The sequence below is a fragment of the Zavarzinella formosa DSM 19928 genome (genome assembly GCF_000255705.1).
GTDB lineage: Bacteria > Planctomycetota > Planctomycetia > Gemmatales > Gemmataceae > Zavarzinella > Zavarzinella formosa.
Map to the genome: position 1 here is coordinate 395,009 of NZ_JH636442.1, position 17,859 is coordinate 412,867.

Annotated in this window: 14 protein-coding genes; 7 read left to right on the forward strand and 7 right to left on the reverse strand. The window is 57.5% G+C overall.

Translation table 11 applies throughout. The features are described from left to right. A partial coding sequence (locus tag BGIM_RS67235) for a hypothetical protein (RefSeq protein WP_238537705.1) occupies positions 1 to 193 on the forward strand: 193 nt, incomplete at its 5' end. 83 nt (positions 194 to 276) lie between these two features. Here the strand turns inward: BGIM_RS67235 and BGIM_RS0122840 are convergent. The 3 genes from BGIM_RS0122840 to BGIM_RS0122850 are packed head-to-tail and all read right to left on the reverse strand — an operon-like array spanning position 277 to position 4,698. After that, entirely contained in the window at positions 277 to 1,500 is a 1,224-nt protein-coding gene (locus BGIM_RS0122840) for a DUF1501 domain-containing protein (protein WP_020472053.1), read from the reverse strand. A gap of 11 nt (positions 1,501 to 1,511) precedes the next feature. Then, complete coding sequence (locus tag BGIM_RS51885) at positions 1,512 to 2,918, reverse strand: DUF1800 domain-containing protein (protein ID WP_020472054.1); 1,407 nt, start codon at positions 2,916 to 2,918, stop codon at positions 1,512 to 1,514. A 34-nt stretch (positions 2,919 to 2,952) separates the two neighbouring features. Further along, positions 2,953 to 4,698 (reverse strand): hypothetical protein, encoded by a 1,746-nt coding sequence (locus BGIM_RS0122850; protein ID WP_020472055.1) that lies wholly within the window; start codon positions 4,696 to 4,698, stop codon positions 2,953 to 2,955. A gap of 125 nt (positions 4,699 to 4,823) precedes the next feature. On the opposite strand from BGIM_RS0122850, the gene BGIM_RS51890 reads away from it, so the two are divergent. The 4 genes from BGIM_RS51890 (at position 4,824) to BGIM_RS51895 (ending at position 8,422) form a co-directional block, all read left to right on the forward strand. Next, positions 4,824 to 5,978 carry a trans-sulfuration enzyme family protein gene (locus BGIM_RS51890; protein WP_020472056.1) on the forward strand — a complete coding sequence of 385 codons (1,155 nt, stop codon included), beginning with the start codon at positions 4,824 to 4,826 and terminating at the stop codon, positions 5,976 to 5,978. Positions 5,979 to 6,028: 50 nt separating this feature from the next. Then, positions 6,029 to 6,481 (forward strand): hypothetical protein, encoded by a 453-nt coding sequence (locus BGIM_RS0122860; protein WP_020472057.1) that lies wholly within the window; start codon positions 6,029 to 6,031, stop codon positions 6,479 to 6,481. Positions 6,482 to 6,523: 42 nt separating this feature from the next. Continuing rightward, a complete protein-coding gene (nadA, locus tag BGIM_RS0122865; protein WP_020472058.1) occupies positions 6,524 to 7,498 on the forward strand; it encodes a quinolinate synthase NadA in 975 nt (324 codons plus the stop codon). Positions 7,499 to 7,759: 261 nt separating this feature from the next. Next, the gene (locus BGIM_RS51895; RefSeq protein ID WP_020472060.1) at positions 7,760 to 8,422 is read left to right on the forward strand and encodes a DOMON domain-containing protein; all 663 of its coding nucleotides are present in this window, start codon (positions 7,760 to 7,762) and stop codon (positions 8,420 to 8,422) included. Positions 8,423 to 8,463: 41 nt separating this feature from the next. Here BGIM_RS51895 and BGIM_RS0122880 read toward each other — a convergent pair whose 3' ends face one another. From BGIM_RS0122880 to BGIM_RS0122890, 3 genes are all read right to left on the reverse strand, one after another. Then, positions 8,464 to 9,510, reverse strand: coding sequence for a transaldolase family protein (locus tag BGIM_RS0122880; RefSeq protein ID WP_020472061.1), 1,047 nt, complete (start codon positions 9,508 to 9,510; stop codon positions 8,464 to 8,466). Positions 9,511 to 9,580: 70 nt separating this feature from the next. Continuing rightward, complete coding sequence (locus tag BGIM_RS51900; RefSeq protein ID WP_020472062.1) at positions 9,581 to 10,429, reverse strand: acyl-ACP desaturase; 849 nt, start codon at positions 10,427 to 10,429, stop codon at positions 9,581 to 9,583. Between the two features lie 129 nt (positions 10,430 to 10,558). Then, positions 10,559 to 13,018, reverse strand: coding sequence for a DUF11 domain-containing protein (locus tag BGIM_RS0122890; RefSeq protein ID WP_157369352.1), 2,460 nt, complete (start codon positions 13,016 to 13,018; stop codon positions 10,559 to 10,561). A 172-nt stretch (positions 13,019 to 13,190) separates the two neighbouring features. Here BGIM_RS0122890 and BGIM_RS58045 point away from each other — a divergent pair, with 172 nt between their 5' ends. Beyond that, positions 13,191 to 16,178, forward strand: coding sequence for a bifunctional serine/threonine protein kinase/MFS transporter (locus tag BGIM_RS58045; protein WP_020472064.1), 2,988 nt, complete (start codon positions 13,191 to 13,193; stop codon positions 16,176 to 16,178). A 236-nt stretch (positions 16,179 to 16,414) separates the two neighbouring features. Then, positions 16,415 to 17,026, forward strand: coding sequence for a HEAT repeat domain-containing protein (locus BGIM_RS0122900; protein WP_020472065.1), 612 nt, complete (start codon positions 16,415 to 16,417; stop codon positions 17,024 to 17,026). Here BGIM_RS0122900 and BGIM_RS0122905 read toward each other — a convergent pair. Continuing rightward, on the reverse strand, positions 17,023 to 17,775 hold the full coding sequence (locus tag BGIM_RS0122905) for a type VI secretion system accessory protein TagJ (protein WP_020472066.1): 753 nt from the start codon (positions 17,773 to 17,775) through the stop codon (positions 17,023 to 17,025). The two genes, BGIM_RS0122900 and BGIM_RS0122905, sit on opposite strands and share 4 nt — an antisense overlap. Positions 17,776 to 17,859: the final 84 nt, after the last annotated feature.

The window sequence follows — 17,859 nt, forward strand, 5'->3', positions numbered from 1 at the left end:
ACCCGAAATCACAGAGCAAAAAACTCCTGATGGAATTGTCTATGTTGTTTTAAGCGGGATCACTGGTGAGAAATTATCCACAACAACGAGTGTCGAGCCTCCGCTGGTTATTGTCAAACCAAGGGCAAATTTGAAGAAGAACGATACAGAGACAGATAAGCCGATGCCCATACCCCCGATACCTAATAATTGAATCGTCGAAAAGCCAATCTCGTCTTTTTTCTCAATTATTTGTGCCCTCAAAAGGCTCTGATTTCTTCAAATATCGCCCTGTCATCACACCATCACTTTGAACGCCTTTTGCCCCTCACCCACAATATCCTTCGATGGCACGCCGAGCCATTGGTCGAGGATGCCGGTGTAGACTTGTCGGAAGTCGGTGGTGAATTTCAGGTTGCCCATGTCGAGGTCGTTCAAGTCCGGGTGTTTGCCGTGGACGCCGGCGTTGACTTTCCCGCCGACGAGGAACATCGGGGCGCCACTGCCATGGTCGGTTCCCTTGCTGCCGTTTTCCTTGGCCCGGCGGCCGAACTCGGAGAAGGTCATCACCATCAGGCGGTCTTTGTGTCCGCGGGCGGCCATGTCCTTGTAAAAGGCAGTGATCGCGCCGGAAACTTCCGTCAGCAAATTGGCATGCGATCCCTGCGGACCGCCTTGGCTGGCGTGGGTGTCGAAGCCGTCGATGGAGACGTAAAAGAGCCGCGAGCCAAGCCCGGCGTCGATCAATTGGGCGCACACTTTGAGACGGTTCGCCAGCCCGGTTTGCGGATAGGGAACCTTGGGCTGATAGTTGCCGCTGAGTTCCTGAAGTTTCTTGCTGCTGTCGTAGGTGTTCGATGCGGTGCGTTGCACGAAGTCCAGCAAGCCGGTTTGGGAACCGGTGTTGGTCGAGGGCATTGCGGACTTGCGCACGATGTCCCGCTGGCCCGCTTGGTCGGAGAGTTTCAACTGGAAGTCGGCCAGATTCGTGATTGACGGCACTCGAGCCGGGGCGCCGGTGAGGGCCAGCGGGGCGGACTCGTTGCCACCGGCAACGTGGAACGCCGGGCAGTTCATCGTCTTGAGGGCTTTGCCGATCCAGCCTTCCGTCAGGCTGTCGGCGGTGCTGGCGGCGTGCCAGATGTCCATCGACCGGAAGTGGGACTGGCTCGGGTTGGGGTAGCCAACCGCCTGAATCACGGCCAGCGCCTTGTCCTCATAAAGCCCGGCGAGGCCATCCATCGTCGGGTGCAGGCCGATGTGGTCGTTCAGCTTTTTCACGCGGTCTTCGGGGACTTTGATGGTGGGACGATACTTGGCATATGTTTCGTCCTTGAACGGGATGACGGTGTTCAGTCCATCGTTCCCGCCGGTGAGTTGGACGACGACGAGGATGGTGTCCTTCGCCCCCGGCTTGGCGGCATCCGGAGCGGCTTGGGCCGTGCGCGCCAAGAACGTCGGGACGCTGCTTCCCAGCCCGACAAGCGAGGAATATTGCATAAACTGGCGGCGGTTCGTCATGGCACATGCCCTCAATCGAGTTGGTATTCGGGAAGTGTCATCACCAGATGACAAAGGCTCACGGCTTGTTGTTCCACGATGTCCCGCTTGGACCAGAATCGCGGGGTTTTCTGTTTGGTCACCGTCGAGGCGTATTCGTTGATTCGGTTCCGTGTTTCCACCGGCACATCGCCTTGCAAGAACAAATCAAGGAACAACGCCGCCTGATCTTGCGGCGACTTGCAATGATGGGCCTCGGCCAGAGCCAACGCGAGGGCGGGCTTGTCCGGTCCGGCCGGGCGGCGGGCGAGATCGAGGGCGAGGTTTTGCCGGAAGAGAAGCGTCTGCCCGTTGAGCCACGTCGGGCCGCCGTCCCACCCTTTGACCGACGGGGGATGGAAGACATTTTGGCCAAGGTTCTCAAGGGCGGTCGCGAGGTTCAGCGAACCGTTGATCGTCCCCATCCGGGATTCGAGGGCGTGGGTCATGCCGATGACATAATCGACCGGGGCTTTAATGCGGGTCCGGTAGGCATGTTCGCTGTGGAACAAATTGGAGCGAACGATGGTTTCAACCAGCTTGCGGATGTCGAAGCCGTCGGCGAATGATTTTTCCAGCGGGGCCGCGAGGGCCGGGGAGATGTCCTCCGATTCGCTGACCAAGAAGCGGAACATCTTCTTGACGATGAATTTCGCGCAGGCCGGTTGTTTCGTGCAAATCCGGACGATATCTTCGCCTTTGAAGTTACCGGTCTGGCCCATCACGGTTTTCGGCGAGTCGTCAAACTGGCTGGCGTTCGCGGCAAATTTCCCGTCCTTCAACTCCCATCCGGTGAAGGCTCGCGCCGCTTCGCGGATGTCTTTCTCGGTGTAGTTGCCGATGCCCAGTGAAAAGAGTTCCATCAACTCGCGGGCATAGTTCTCGTTCGGCATCCCCTTTTTGCTTTGGACTGTGTCCAGCCAGATCATCATGGCCGGGTCTTTGGACATCTCCTGAAGCATCACATCGAACTTGCCAAGGGCGTTTCGGTTCATCAGCCGATATTGTCGGACCATGTGGCCGACGTTTTGCACTTTGGTGTTGCTGGTGGCGAAGTGGTTGTGCCAGAACAGCGTCAACTTTTCGGTCGCCGGGGCGGGGCCGTGTAGCATCCGGTAGAGCCACCAACCGGAGGCTTGAACATCTTGGTTAAACTTCTCGGCATTGGACGCCAGATATTCTTCGGTGGCTGCGTCATAGGTGGGCGATGGGTTTCGCCCGGCCAGAAGATTCGTGATGAGCTTCTGGGGTTCCGTGGCAACCCCTTGCCGCAACTCGGCAACATTCGCCCCGAACGCCAGACGCCGATACAAATGACCGACGCGAGCCTTCGTCCACGGCTGCTTTTCGCCGGGGGAGTAGGGTTCCCATGCCCACTTTGGATCCAGATTCTTGACCATCGAATATCGTCCGTTTGTCCGGTGTGTCGTGTGGTTACTTGGCCGGTTTCCAGAGCAAATCAAAATGGAATTCCGTGCCCGAGTATTCGGTCTTCAATGTCACTCTGCCGAGAGAATCGAGGAACTTGTAGAAGACGGCTGTCTGTGTTTTGGCCTCGGCCAACGGCACCCCTTGCGACAGGATCATTCCCGCCAGCGGGATTTCCGGCAACACATTGGTGAAGTCGCTCAGTCCGCGAAAATTGACGGCCGTTTGCAAGTTCGCGTTGTCGGCGGTCTTTTTGCCTTCCGCCCGGATGGTCTTGATGAGATCGCGGCACAGACCTTTGTTGGAGGCGAAAATGAACTGGTCATCCACGGCGGCAAAGGTTGGTTGATAATTGAACCGGATGTTCATGGGATCATCGGGGAACTTGCCATTGTCCGGGAAGGAATAACCGAAGGCCTGCACGCCTTCGATTTCCTCTTCCCATGACCGCAAGGTGGCTTGCCCGGAGGCGGCCAACGCGCCGGCCTTGATGATGCTCGTCATGCTTTTGGCGAAACTGGGATCGCGCATCGTGGTCACAAAAGCGACCGCTGGCAGGCGTGTCTCTGGTTGCTTGCCATATCCCGGCACCTTCTCCGGTTGCACGGCCACCACCCGGTGATGCACGCCGGTGGAGGCCAGGAATTTCGGCAGTGTGGAGTTAATCAGGATGCGGGAGATCTGCTTTTCCGCGTTCTCCAAATCCTTGGAGGTTTGCGGCGGGAAGATTTGATCCTTCTTGGTGTAGAACGTGTCGAAGTCCATGTAAAAACTGTGGCAGGCAAGCATTCCGGGAAGATCGAACGGGGCGAGCGAACCGCCCGCTTTGGGATCTTTCGGCAAATGAAGTTCGACATCCGGGGCGGTGTCTTTTCGGCCGGCCGGGAGCCGGACTGTCAACTTGAGATCATCTTTTTCACGGAAGAACCCGACGGCCACATAATCGGCCCGACGGGCGACATCCAGCAACCCCGCGAACAGGACAGTCAAAATCACATTGCTCCGGGGGGTGGCGAACAGATCTTTCGCCTCCTGTCGTTCCTTCAACGGCTTGAGGTTGACCCAAATCCAAGCGAGCGGATCGCCGTCCAGAATTTTGCCCACGTCTTTCCTCACGGAGCTATTCGCCAGATTTTTCGCGGCCGAATCCTTGGTGTTGGCGGTATGCTGGTCGATGCCTGCCTTGAGGGATTCGTTTTTGTTGGCGACCAACAGGGCATCCCCGACTTGGGCAATCAGAAGGTCTTTGCTGATTTCAATGGCTTCGATGCCCTGATATTTCTTTCGGGCAATCGCCTCTTTGGAACCGGCGCGGGTTCGTTCGTCTTCGACCAAGTAAGTAATGAGTTCGACCAGTTTGGTCACTCGGGCTTTGTCTCGCCCTTGGAGAACAGCCAAGACAGGGGCGTTGTCGTCCCCGAATTTGGCGCCAATCGCGAGTCCGTCCCCGGCGAATTGGTCGAGCAGTTCGGGCCACCTGGCCCCCAAATCTTTCTCGTAGTATGCCAGCAGTTGAAAGAACTTGCGAAGGTTGGCGCTGTCGAGGAATTCCCGCACTTGCGGCAGCGATTGGGCGTCCTTGGCTCGTGGATGATTCAGAAGGGCTTCCACAAGTGCCCGGGGTTGTGGAACCACGGCGACAACCTGCGTGGCCTCGGCCGGGAAAAACCGCAGGGGATCTTTGGGGGCCGAATGGACATTCGCCGTCACCATCAGACCGCACAAAAGCGAAAATACAAGTGGCCGACGCATGGATGGCCCCGGATGGCGAGAGTTGACCATAAGCTAATTGCAGATACTACCCGGTTCCGTCGGCGGGGTTTCATGATTTCCGAAACCGCCCGCCTTGGGAACGCCGACATGGCAATTGGATCGACATGGCTTTTCCCCCCCTTGGCCCGACCCGTCCGCATACCACGCCGCTGTTTCAATCGGCCGTTTACGATGTTCCCGATCTGGATGCCCTCGACCGGGTGATGAACGGCGAGGAACCCGGCTTCTTCTATGCCCGAGACGCCCACCCAAACGCCCGGAATCTCGCTTCACAACTGGCGTTGTTGGAAAAGGGAACATGGGGTTTCGTGACCGCTTCCGGCATGGCGGCCATCTCGGCAAGCTTGCTCGCCTATGTCTCCGGCGGGGACCGAATTTTGGCGAGCAATCGCCTTTATGGCCGCACCAATCGGCTCATGAAGACTGAATTGGCCCGTTTCGGTGTGACGGCTTCTTTTGTCGACTGTAATGACCTGATCTCGCTGGAAGTCGCCCTGCAAACGCCGACGAAAGCCTTGATCGTCGAAACGATTTCCAATCCATTGCTGCGGGTCGTTGATCTTCCAGCGTTGATTGAGGTATGTCATCGCCACGGGGCGAAGGTAATCGTGGACAACACCTTTGCCACGCCGGTGTTGTGCCGCCCATTGGAAATGGGGGCCGACATGGTGATGGAAAGCCTCACCAAAATCATCAGCGGCCACGGCGATGTGACGCTTGGGCTACTCGCCGGGAATGACGCCGCGACGGGTGAATCACTTGTCCAACTCATCAGCACATGGGGTTTCTCGGCCAATCCGTTCGATTGCTGGATGTGTGAACGCGGGCTTGGATCGCTGCCGTTGCGAATGAACGCTTCCACACAAAACGCGAAGGAATTGGCTGAGTGGTTCGATGCTTCCGGTTTGGTGAAACAGGTCCATTACCCCAATCGGCCAAGCCATCCGGATTTTGCGCTGGCCGGGCGACTTTTCCCAAACGGCGCCGGACACATGCTCTGCATCGAACTGGGCGGGGGCCGGGAGGCAGTCAATTGCTTCATGCGGGCCGTGCCGGAAATCACGTTTAGCCCGTCCTTGGGGGATTTGCACACAACCATCAGCCATCCGGACACAACCTCCCATCGTTACGACTCAACCGAGGAAAAACTTGCCCAAGGCATCACTCCCGGCCTGATTCGCGTGTCTGTGGGGATAGAACCCCAAGAACACTTGCGGAATCTGTTTGAGAAAGGTCTTCGGCTCGCCGGGAGTTGCTGAACAACTTAAGATAAGGGGAAGAGCCGAACCGGCGTCATGCGGAGTGTTTCATGCGGATGGACTTGTACGGATTATCGTTCGACGGGCCGGGGATCACGTTTTACCTGTGGTCCCCCTGGCGGGCGTCGTCCATCGAACACCGCATGTTTGATGGCATCAAGGCCATCGCCGGCGTGGATGTCGAAAAAGGGCCGGACGAATTGCAACTTCCCGTCCAGGAAGCCAAGGTTTACAAACAAGCCGTTCAATTGATTGAACGGGTGCTAAAGGGCTGGCAGGAAGAATCAAGCGACGCCGGGAATGAACGCCGCACCTGGCGCTGGACGCTGGAGGCCGATGTCGATTTTCACGGTTACGATCATGCCGGGGAGTCGGCCAGTATTTGGGGCTTTCTCCGGCTGACCGTCGAGCGGGAACCCACCCCGGAGGGGGGGCCTCGCGGCGAAGAAATCGACTTAAACGGATTCGGCTTCCGCATCTGGCGGCAGGATGAGATTCAATAGTCCGGACTGTCGTTCCCCAAGGGAACAGAAAGAAGGCCGCCGATGGTTGCCACCGTCGCCGACGACGTGGTCGCGGAAATCAAGCTCCTGAAAAAGAAAATCGGAGCGACGATCCTCGCCCACTACTACCAAGAGGGGGAGATTCAGGAACTCGCCGACATCACCGGGGACAGCCTGAAGCTCGCCCGAGAGGCTACGAAAGTCTCTTCGCCCGTCATTGTGTTCTGTGGCGTGCATTTCATGGCCGAAACCGCCAAGATGCTCAACCCCGCCAAGACCGTTCTGTTGCCGGATTTGGACGCCGGGTGCAGTCTCTCCGATTCCTGCCCGGCCGACAAGCTTGCCAAATATCAAGAGATGTTGAGGATCAACGGCCGGAAATTCCAGACGGTCACTTACATCAACAGTTCGGCGGCCGTAAAGGCCCTGTCAGATTGGGTGGTGACTTCCGGCAATGCCGAGGAGATCATTCGGCGGGTGCCCGAGGAATTTGAAATTCTCTTCGTTCCGGACCAGCACTTGGGCCGTTACCTCAGCGAAGTGACCGGCCGGAAGATGATCTTCTGGAACGGCTCGTGCATGGTGCATGAGATTTTCAGCGTTCAAGACATGCTGAAACTCAAGAAGCAATATCCGAACGGCAACACCATCGCCCACCCGGAATGCCCGGCGAACATCCTCGAACACGCGGATTTCATCGGTGGCACCGAGAACATGATCAAACACGTCGGTAGCTTCAAGGAGGACACCGATTTTCTGGTGGCCACGGAAGCCAACATGATGTGGCAGTTACAATCCAAGCATCCGCGACACCGTTATCACCCCGTGCCGGGCGTCAGTTGCGCATGCAACAAATGCCCGCACATGGCGAAAAACACCCTCGAAAAGCTGCGGGATTGCATGGCCAGCATGTCCCCGGAAGTGACCTGGCAACCAGAGTTTGACCGGGCTCGTGAGGTGCTGGAACGCAGTTTGTTGAACCCGCCGAAGGCCGCTCCGGCTCCGTCTGGCGATTAAGAGAAAAGAAAAGGCATTAACCACAAAGGCACAAAGATCACACAAAGTTTCACAAAGAACAAAACAGATTAGAAGCGAAGAAGAAGCCAGAAGGAACAAATGAAAGACAATTTTTCGATGATGAATGCTTGGTTTCCTTCTGGTTGTCGCTTTCGATCAATTGGGTTTTCTTGGTGAAACTTTGTGTGATCTTTGCGTCTTTGTGGTTAATGCCTTTTCTTCTCTTTCTCATCCCAAAAAACAACGAAGGGATTCAAGAGCATGGCCATTTTGCCGTATCGGTTTTTGACGCGGACGCTTTACTCGGTGCCCTATGTCAAAGATCTGCCGGGGACCGACGACGAGGGATTGCCGGAACTTCCGCTGTCCGGCCGGTTGGATTCGCTGTCCGACATCGACGAGGCGAAGCCATTCGCGGAAGTCCGGCTGGCTTGGAATGAATTCGGGCTGGCCGTGTGCGTGACGGTGAAGGGCAAAGAGAATCACCCCATCGGGGACAAGGATCGGCCGCGTCAATCGGATGGCGTTTCTTTGTGGATCGACACGCGGGGAGATCGCAGCAGTCACCGGGCCACGCGGACTTGTCACCAATTCCATTTGCTGGCGGCCGGTGGCGGCAGCAACAAAGATGAACCTTGCGTCGTCCAAACCAAAATCAACCGGGCGTTGCAGGATGCCCCGCTGGCCTCGGTCGCCGATATTCCATTCCATTGCGAACGGATTAAAGGGGGCTATCGCATCGAGGCGTTTTTCAACGCCAGCGTTCTCACCGGCTATGACCCGGAGCAATACCCGCGTCTCGGGATGTTCTACTCGGTCAGAGATTTTGAATTGGGCGAACAAACCCCCGGTGTGACGGGAGATTTCCCCTTTGGGGAAGACCCCTCGCTGTGGGGGACATTGGAACTGGTCAAAGCGAAGTAGGCCAAACTTTCAAGCTTGGCCTACTCATGGTTATTCAGCGATTACTTCACTTCAGCTCGTTTTTGGGCGATCAGTTTCAGCAATGCTTTTTGCGGATCGGCAAATTTCATCAGACCTTCGGACATGAGGGTCTGTTCCAGTTTCGCCATGTCCACCTTTTCCTGAATCTCTTTCACAATCGCGTCGGCCGGGAGTTTGTCCACCTGCTTGGTGAGGATCTGGCCGCTGGCTTGCACATCGGCGTTGGTCTTCGGCGGGTTGGTTTCGATGTCCGAACCGGCGAAGGCGCCGACGTATTTCCAAGCCGGGTCTTCTTTCTTTTTCGTTCCCGTGCTGGCGAAGATGATTTCCTGCTTGAGCGGCAGCTTTTTGTCGGCCCAGAACTGTTGGTTCAACTGCCAGAGGAGTTTGGCGTTCACGATGCCAACCTGCCCTTGGGCGGCGGGTGACAACTCGGGGACATGCTTCTCCGTGTAAACGTCCAACCGGCTCACGAAGATGCTGTAAACGGATTTGAACGAATCCCGGCTGGCCCGGCGTTGCGCGCCCTTCCAGCAAGCTTCTCTCGCGGCGTTGTATTGTCGTTCGCTGAAAATCAGCGTGACGTTCAACGTGATACCGGCGGCCACCAGTTCTTCGAGGGCGAGCAAGCCCCCCTCGGTGGCCGGAACCTTAATCATCCGGTTGCGATGTCCGGCCGACCAATGCTTGCCCAACTCGATGTACCGTTTGGCTCGTTCGGCGGCCGGGACGGTCGATGCCGGGTCTTCGATCAGCGGATCGAGTTCAAAGCTCACCCAGCCATCGTCACCGTGGGTTTTGATGGAAACAGGTTCAAACGCGGCTTGGGCCTGCCGGACCAAATCGTCCGTCAGTTTCCAGGCGATGGCTTCGTCCGACAATCCCTGACGGACATAGTCGGTCAGGGGTTTGTCAAACCGACCGGTCTGGATGAGATCCGAGACGATGATCGGATTGGAGGTGGCGCCGGTGGCTCCGAATTTGAGGTTCTTTTGAACCTCGTCGGGGTCCACGGAATCCAGCCAGAGTTTCGTACCCGATTGGACGAGTGATTCGAGCGGGGTCATGATGGCATCTTCTCGAAAGGGATTCGGATGATGCCATCAGTTTATGAAGTGAAATTGGCGCAAACCCGGCTCAGGGATACTTGAGGGATTTCTTCTCACGAATGGTCGTCCGCATTTCCTGGCGGGTGATGCCCAGATCGCGGATCACGGGCAGATACACTTCGCGGAAGTAAATGTGCGAATCGAACAATTCGAGGCTTTGAATCTCGGCAATGCGGCGGGTGCTGTCGTCTAGCAGGTCGTGGACCACGGGCATCGCGAATTCATTCATCACGCGGCGAAGTTGCAGGATCACCGCGTCGCGGTCGTGCTTCATGTAAATTCGCAGGCAGTCGCGGAAGAAGCCGAAGTGGGACTTTTCGTCCACGGACACATAACTGAGCAGCGTTTCGAGGGCGGGATCGCGTTCCATTCCCTCAATGCGGTTCTGGAGCTTCTTGTAATTCAAGAAGGTGGCTTGTTCCTGCACCATTGCGTAGGCGATCATCCCGAGTTGGTTGTCCTGCGGCAGGTTCCATTCGCGGGCAAACACCTTGCGCTCAAGGTCCGCCATGTATTCTTCACTGCGATGACCGGACTTGACGAGCCAGTCCCCCAAGGCGAGGGAGTGCTTGGATTCCTCATAACCCCAATTCGCGTAGAACCACGCCCGACCCTTGCTTTTTCGGACCAGCGGGAGAATCTTCGACGTGTAATCCGGCAGGTACAACTCGACGGCCGTGAACGTTTCGATCACGTCCGCAATCACCGGATTGAGATTCCGGTTGCATTGGTCCCAAGGAATATCTTCGTTGATGTTCCAGCGTCGCTTCTTCTCGGCCTTGTCAAAAAATTCCCGAAACAGCAGGTAGGTCTCCCGTTCGAGCTCGATCGGAAGCTCGGGAGCAGGTGTGAAGTTTTGCCCTTGGTCGTTCGTCATGTCTTGCGTTCATCCGCCGGGTTAGGGAAAAAAATCATCCAACAATCGTCTGAGATATGGAAAGCGCTGTCAGCGGGGGAGGGCGTTTCCAGAGCACGCATATCTTATCGGAATCCTTATCCGATCGCTTTACCGATTGTAGGGTCTTGATTCGCGTTCCATGATTCGGGTCGGTTCTTCGGCCCGCACGGGCTGCTTGATACTAGGACTGACAACTTCCACCCGAAATCTCGCATCCCCCGGCGTTTGGGCCTCCGTTTCGATGGTGAAAACCGTCTCGGCGCCGGGCGCCAGCGTCTGGATCAGCGGGAACGTGATTTGTTGCCCGTCGATCTTTCCGCTGGTTCCCGCCCCGGCGGCCCGCACCGGTTTGAGTTGGTTCGGCACGTCCATTCGCACGTCAACTTTGGTCACTTCGTGGGTGCCGCCGTTTTTCACCCGAACGGTGTAGGTGTTTTTCTGTCCCACCGTCACCGGGTCGGCCGATTCCCGAATCGCCACTTGAACCGAGGGAACCCCGAGGATTTGCAGACTGGACTCGACAGGCTTCCCGCCGGTGACCGGTTTCACCAGTGAGACGGTGCGAATCTGGCCGTCTTTGTTGGTTGCCGGATCGCCGACGACGACGGCGGTGAGGGTCGCCTTCTCGATTCGTTTCTCGCAAAGGCCGGTGACGGTAAGCGTGCGTTCCTGGCGGGCCGCGAGCGAACCCAATTGCCAGACGATATCTTTGCCAACGGCTTTGCCGTTCTCGGTGACGCTGACAAAAGAGATTTCCGGTGGCAGCGTGGCCTTCACGGCCACATTGCTCATGGGGACGTCCCCTTGGTTGCGGACCACCAATTCCCAAGTCACATCCTGACCGACATACGCTCGGCCGACCCCGTGGGCCGTCACCGACAACGACGCTTCTTGAATGTCCACGTTGGCCGTCTGCGGGATGGCCTTGGCGTTGCCGTCTGCAATGGCCCCCGCCTGAATCTGGAATTTGCCTCCGCGTTTGGCGGTGACCGGCATTTGGATGGTTTTGGACGCGCCCGCGTCGAGATAATCGATGGCTTCGTTAACCACATCCGAATTCGGGGCGGTTTCCAATCCTTCTTCGACACGGCCGCGAACCATCACCTTTTCCACCGGCCCGTTGCCGCCGTTGGTGACCACCATTTTGAAGGGCAGAACCTCCCCGGCGACACCGGACTTCGGGCCTTCCAGAGTAAGTGTCAGTTTCCCCTCGGCCACCGAGACGACGTTGTTCCCGTTAGCGGAGAGTCCGTCCAGCGTGCGAACATTGGCGGTGAGAGTCGTGTTGCCCAATCGGGTCGGGCGGTAGGTGGCTTGAACTGTTTGCTGTCTCCCGGCGGCCAGGCCGGGCAGGGTCCAAATGAGTGTGTCGCCATCAACGGTTGCCTTTGGTTCGGTTTTCACCAGTGTCATTCCGTCGGGCACGGTGGCGTTCATGGTGATCGCTTGGGTGTCCACGCCCCCTTTGCTGGCGACGGCATAAGTCACCAGATAGTCCTGATTCACCGGGGCAAATTTTCCGGAGTCAATTGAAACACCGACTTCCGGGGATTGCCAGGTGATCTTGGTTTCGCTGCGGGAAACCACCGTGAACTTCGCCGGATCGTCGGCATTGGGCTTCATCACCTCGATCGCCACACGGTTGGTTCCCGTGGCGGCGGCCGGTTGGTGGATCAGCACGTTGGCCGATCCGTCGGCCGACGGGGTGGTGGTGGCTTCCAGCACGCTATCGACAGGACCGCCCAAACCCGATGTCAGGGCGGCCGGCGGGCCGTCGATGATCCGATAGCGGATGCGATAGTCTTTGGCGCTCGCCTCGGTGATGCGCTTGATCTTTGTGGAGAACGTGTATTCTCCTCCTGCTCTTGCGGAAACGGCGGCCGGGAATTGCATCCTTGCGTCAATGAAGTTGAGCTTCACGAAGCATTTGTTGCGTTCCCAGTCGGCAATTTCCGGGGCATAGACGATCAGATTGGTTTGACCCTCGACGGCCGAGGTGACGATGCAATATGTCTGGCCGGGGCCGATCACGAAATCGTCGTTCGGGTCGCGGGTGCCGCGCGTGATCGTGTGCTCGAAATAGTCCGTGTAAGAGTAGCCGAACTTGTTGTCCACCTTGAGGCCGCGATCCGGCAGATAGCCGCTTTCATCCACTTCGACGAGGGTTCCCGGTCCCTCTAGCATCCACTCCACACGGCGGGAGCGGCGGGGCTTGCCGTCGGCATCATAGATGGTGGCAATCACCACCTGCGCCCCGCGGATGGGGATGGAGGTTTGTTCCGGTCGGACTTCCAGGCGTTTGGAATGGGGGTCAAAATCGGCGAAATAGCCGTTCCCGATGGGCTTGGCGTGGCTGCGGCTGGCCATGCCGCCGGGGAACAGGTACGGGAAATAAGTCGGGCTTCCCGAGAGGCAACCCGCGAGAAAGGCGCAGATCCCGCCCGCGAGAAGAAGACTCCCGATTGATCGCCCGAACCGCTTCACAATCATGAACCCCTGATTTTTGGCTTCCGGTCCATACCCGAACCGGCAAATCATCCGCAAGGGGAGTTTTGAAACTTCTACCACTCTCAAATCTCAAACAGCCCTAATCAGGAAAAACAGGCAAAAGGCGGGTGGTGGGCGTGCATTGTCAGGGAATTTTCATCACATGTAATTCATTTGCCATAAACACGGACAGGATGGACAATAACCTTGCTCGTGCCAAACTCGCCACTCTCAAAGGGGAGGGAACAACGCCGTGGCCTTCCGTTGTCCGTATTGTGAATTCCGCATCACCGTCAAAACCGCGCCGAAACCCGGCAAGTACACGCCCAAATGCCCCAAGTGCGGCGGCAAGATCTCGCTGACCGTCCCGGTTGAAATTGAAACCGAATGGCACACCGCCAAAATCGCGGGGGAAACGCCGAACATTCCGGCCCCCGAGGAAGCCACGATGGCCGTCCCCGTGCCGGCCGCCGTCAAGAAAGCGGCTCCGGTTCGCGCCAAGGTTCAGGCCGACCCGGATGCCACGATTGCGCCTTCGTCCGATTCCCGGCAATCCGCGAGCGCCGAGGACACCGAATCGACGCAGGCCCCGGCGACTCCCCCGCAAGGTTCGGACAACACGGAAGTGACCGGGGCTTTGCATGTCAAACCCCGAGCCGACTCTGAGAACACGGAAGTAACCGGGGCGTATCTCGACAAACACCCGGCCCGCGTCGATCCCAATGCCACCTACGCAACCGATGGCGAGGCCTCCCCGTCGGAGGATGACCGAACCGGGGTGTTTGAACCGCCGACCCAAGGCACGAGCAACGAACAAACGCTGGCTCCCCCTCCGGCGAAGCCGAAGAAGAAAGCCGCCAAGGCGGCGGCCGAAGAAGAACGGGAGATGCCGGATATCCTCGGCGGCTACGAGGTTCAAAAGGAACTCGGACGCGGCGGCATGGGGGCGGTGTATCTCGCCCGGCAGGTGTCGCTCGACCGGCCGGTCGCCCTCAAGGTGATGAACGCCAAATGGGCCAGCGACCCGGTTTTTCTCGCCCGCTTTACTCGCGAGGCTTATGCCGCCGCCCAGTTGGTGCATCACAATGTCGTGCAGATTTACGACATTGGGGAACAACAGGGCATCAACTTCTTCAGCATGGAATTTGTGGAGGGCAAGTCCCTTGGCGAAGTCATCAAGAAGGATGGCCGGATGTCGCAAGAGGCGGCCATCAGCCACATTATTCAAGCGGCCCGCGGCCTTAAGTTCGCCCATGATCGCGGGATGATCCACCGGGACGTGAAGCCAGACAATCTGATGTTAAATGTTCACGGGGTCGTGAAAGTCGCCGACCTTGGCTTGGTGAAAACAGCCGCCATGACGGCATCCGACGATCAGTTGCCGAAAACCGAACGCGACATGGCGGCCTCCCGAAAATCAATGACCGGGCTAAGTTCGTTGCCGTCGGACATCACGGCGGTGAACACGGCGATGGGTTCGCCATCTTATATGTCCCCGGAACAATGCCGGGATGCCTCCCATGTCGATCCCCGCGCGGATATTTATTCGCTCGGTTGTACCCTTTACGCTCTGTTGTCCGGGAAACCGCCGTTTCAAGGAACAACCATCTTTGAGTTGATGGCGAAACACGCCACCGAACCGGCGACCCCGCTGGCCGCCTTTCCGCCGGAGGTGAATGAAGTCCTCCTGAAATCACTGGCGAAATCCGCCGAGGAACGCCAGCAGACGATGGATGAATTCATCGCCGGTTTGGAACGATGTCTCCCCGGCAAAGGAGGGCCGTTCAAGCCGACCGCCGAGCATGTGACCACGCTTGAAGAGTGCGTCCAAAAATTCAATAACGTCTCGGCCGCGAAGATTCGCCGGAAGATTATTCCCGCGTTTTTCATTGGCGGTTTATTGGCGACGGTGATTGGAGCTTTCGCCGGCGGGGCGATTGTTTCGCTGGCGGTTCTCGCTCTGATGGTTGAAACAGTTTTGGCCTATTTCGTCGTGGACGGGGTGATGCGCAAGACCTTGGTGTTCCGCAAGACCCGCGAATGGGTTTTCGGGGCCAGGTTCACTGATTGGGCGATGGCGATCTTCGGCGGTTTGATCGGCGTGCTGGCGTTGTTCTTGCTGGGATTGCATTGGGTCTTCCTCGGAACCGCCGTCGTGGCCGTCGGGCTGGCGTTCGTGATGCACTTCCTCTTCGACCGGGGACTGGCCGGGCAACGCCAGCCGGTGATCGAGGAAGCCGAGAAGATGCTGAAGCGATTCCGCGTCGCCGGTTTGGAAGAGGATCAACTGCGGCTATTCGTGGCCCAAAACGCCGGACGCGATTGGGAAGAGTTCTACGAAACCCTCTTCGGCTTCGAGGCCAAACTGGCCATCCGGCCGAAAGTGCAAGAAATCTCCGGGGATGTGAAATTGCCGCAACATGCCTCCTGGCGGGAGCCGTTGTTGGCGAGGATCGACAAGGCCCGACAGGCCCGGCAGGAAGCGAAGACGAAAAAGCTGCTGACGAAACTCGAATCCAAGAAACTCCAGGCCGAGGGCGTTTCCAAGAAGGAAGCGGAGGAACAGGCCGAGGCCGCCGCCGAGCAGATTGTCGAGCAAGTGGCCGTCATCAAGGAGGCCAAGCCGACGGGCAAGCCGGTGAACGTCCGCAAGATGATGGAAACGGCCGTCAAAGCCCCGAAGAAACTCCCCAAGAAACCGGGGGAGAAGCTGAAAAAGATCGCCAAGTTTGTGACCGGCTGGCAATTCCGGTTTGTGCTGTCGGCCGTGCTGATCGCCTCCGGAGCGTTGTGGGCCAAGCAATTCGAGAAGGCTCTCACGGCCATCGCCAAGGACACCCAGACCGTCACCGGCTCCGAGAATTCCAAAGTGGCCACGGAGGCGGCGAAGAAGGCCATCGGGTCCTTTGAAGTGTTGCTGGGGCGCGCCCCCCTGCCGGACTTCAAGATTCTCGGAATCGATCTGTCGGGGATATTGGACAGTCTTAATCCCTTGGTGGCCGGATTGATCCTCTTATCCTCAATTTTCTACCATCAGCGAATTTCGGTGGGGCTGTGCGTTCTGGGAGCCTTGGTCGCGGCTGTTCCTCATTTGGTGATTGGTTTGAGTGACGAGGCGAGCAAGGAAGTATTGAAGGCGAGCGCGGAGGGGGGATTGTCTTTCCAACTGCACCAGATCACGATGCTCTTGGGGCTGATCTTGGGCGGGCTGGCTTTCGTGCTCAGTTTCCGCCGCCAATAATTGATTTTTCAGCTTTGCCATGAATCGGATCGGATTAATAATCCGGTTCATGGCAACCCGTTCAAATTGTGACGGATAAAACACTTCCAACGAAAAGTTGTTCTATACCAATTCATCTGAATATTCGGTCTGATTTCCTTGGTGCCCGAGGCACGGGGAATTCCTCATTCTCGCGTGAAAACATGGCAGTTGCTCTTCATCCATTTGCACTCGTTCGTCGTATTATTGTGGCGGTGATGACCGGAACTTTGCCGGACGAGTACCGGGATGATGCCGCCGGGATTTTGCTCGATGCCTTGCATTCGGATGATGAAGATGTTCGGGCGATGGCCATCGTGGGCCTGAATGAACTGGGGGAAACCTCTGGTCAGGTGGTTCCGGCGCTGATCGACGCCCTCAAAGATTCTTGCGAACATGTGCGGAAGCGGGCCACGCGAACCTTGGGCGACTTCGGCGTGAAAGCCGCCAGTTCACTGCCGGCATTGATTGAAACCTTGCAGGATTCCCACGGCAGCGTCCGGTTGGAGGCGATGGCCTCGCTGGGCCGGATGGGAGCCAAGGCGACGAAAGCCATCCAGTATTTGATTCCCTTGTTGGGTCACGACGACAGCCGGGTGCGATCCATCGCCGGGTCCACGCTCAAGAAAATTGGGCCGGATTGTGTCCCGCATCTGTTGTCCGCGATTCACGATCCGGACGCCATTGTTCGGGAGCGGGCCGCGTATTTGCTGGGAAAATTCAAGCCTCGTGAGGATGAGGTCGTCGAAGCTCTTCTCGAGGCCTGTGCCGATTTCGATTTTGATGTTCGCCGGGCCGCCCGCGGCGCTCTTGAAATGCTGGCGATTTAACGAACCGGTCGGAGTTCCAATTGGGTGAACTCCGCGAGGGTTAGTTCCTCCTCGCCAATCAAAAACAGTTTCGCTCCGATTCCGCGCATTCCAAAATCATCCCCGTAGTCTGTTCCCATTCCGCACCGGAGTTCTTCCGGTGCGTCTGCCTCCATCACATAGTTGGTGGGGACAAATCCCTCGATCACCCGGCCGTCGATCAGCGTGATGGTCGACGGGCGATAAAGTTGGTCCCGCAGACATTCGATGGCATCCAGCCGACATTTTCGCAGATGCTCCCAAGGAACCTGAATCGATTCCCCGTCCGCGAAGAATTCCAACACTCCCGCCAGCGAATCGTCCGAGTCCCGGCAGCCTTCAAACTCCCGGCCGTCGATATGTCCCTCCATCACGGACATGGATTCCAAGGCTTGATCCATCAGTTCGTCGTTGGATTGCCGGATCGCCGCAGCGGCCAACCCCACATACTCCGGCGGGTCGAGCAAGTAAGCCGGGGGCTTTCCGGTTTGCCGGGCAATGTCGGCTTGAACGATTTCTTCCCAGCCATCGAGATAAGCCTGAAACGCCTCGTCCGTCGGCGGGAAACTCTTCAATTGCTCGATCACGGCGTTGAATTGGCCGGCAAAGGCGAGCAATTCGCACAGAAGCAACCGGGCTGACAAATCCTCCGGATGATGGCCGACGACCAATCGTTGTTCCCGGATCGCCTCGCCGAGTTGCCCTTCCTCAAACAATTCCCTAGCCGTCATGAAGTTGTTCCAAAATTCCGATAGATCATCGTTCGGTGTTGCTTTATACTATCGTTTGATTGCCTGCCAGAAACACTCTTCCCC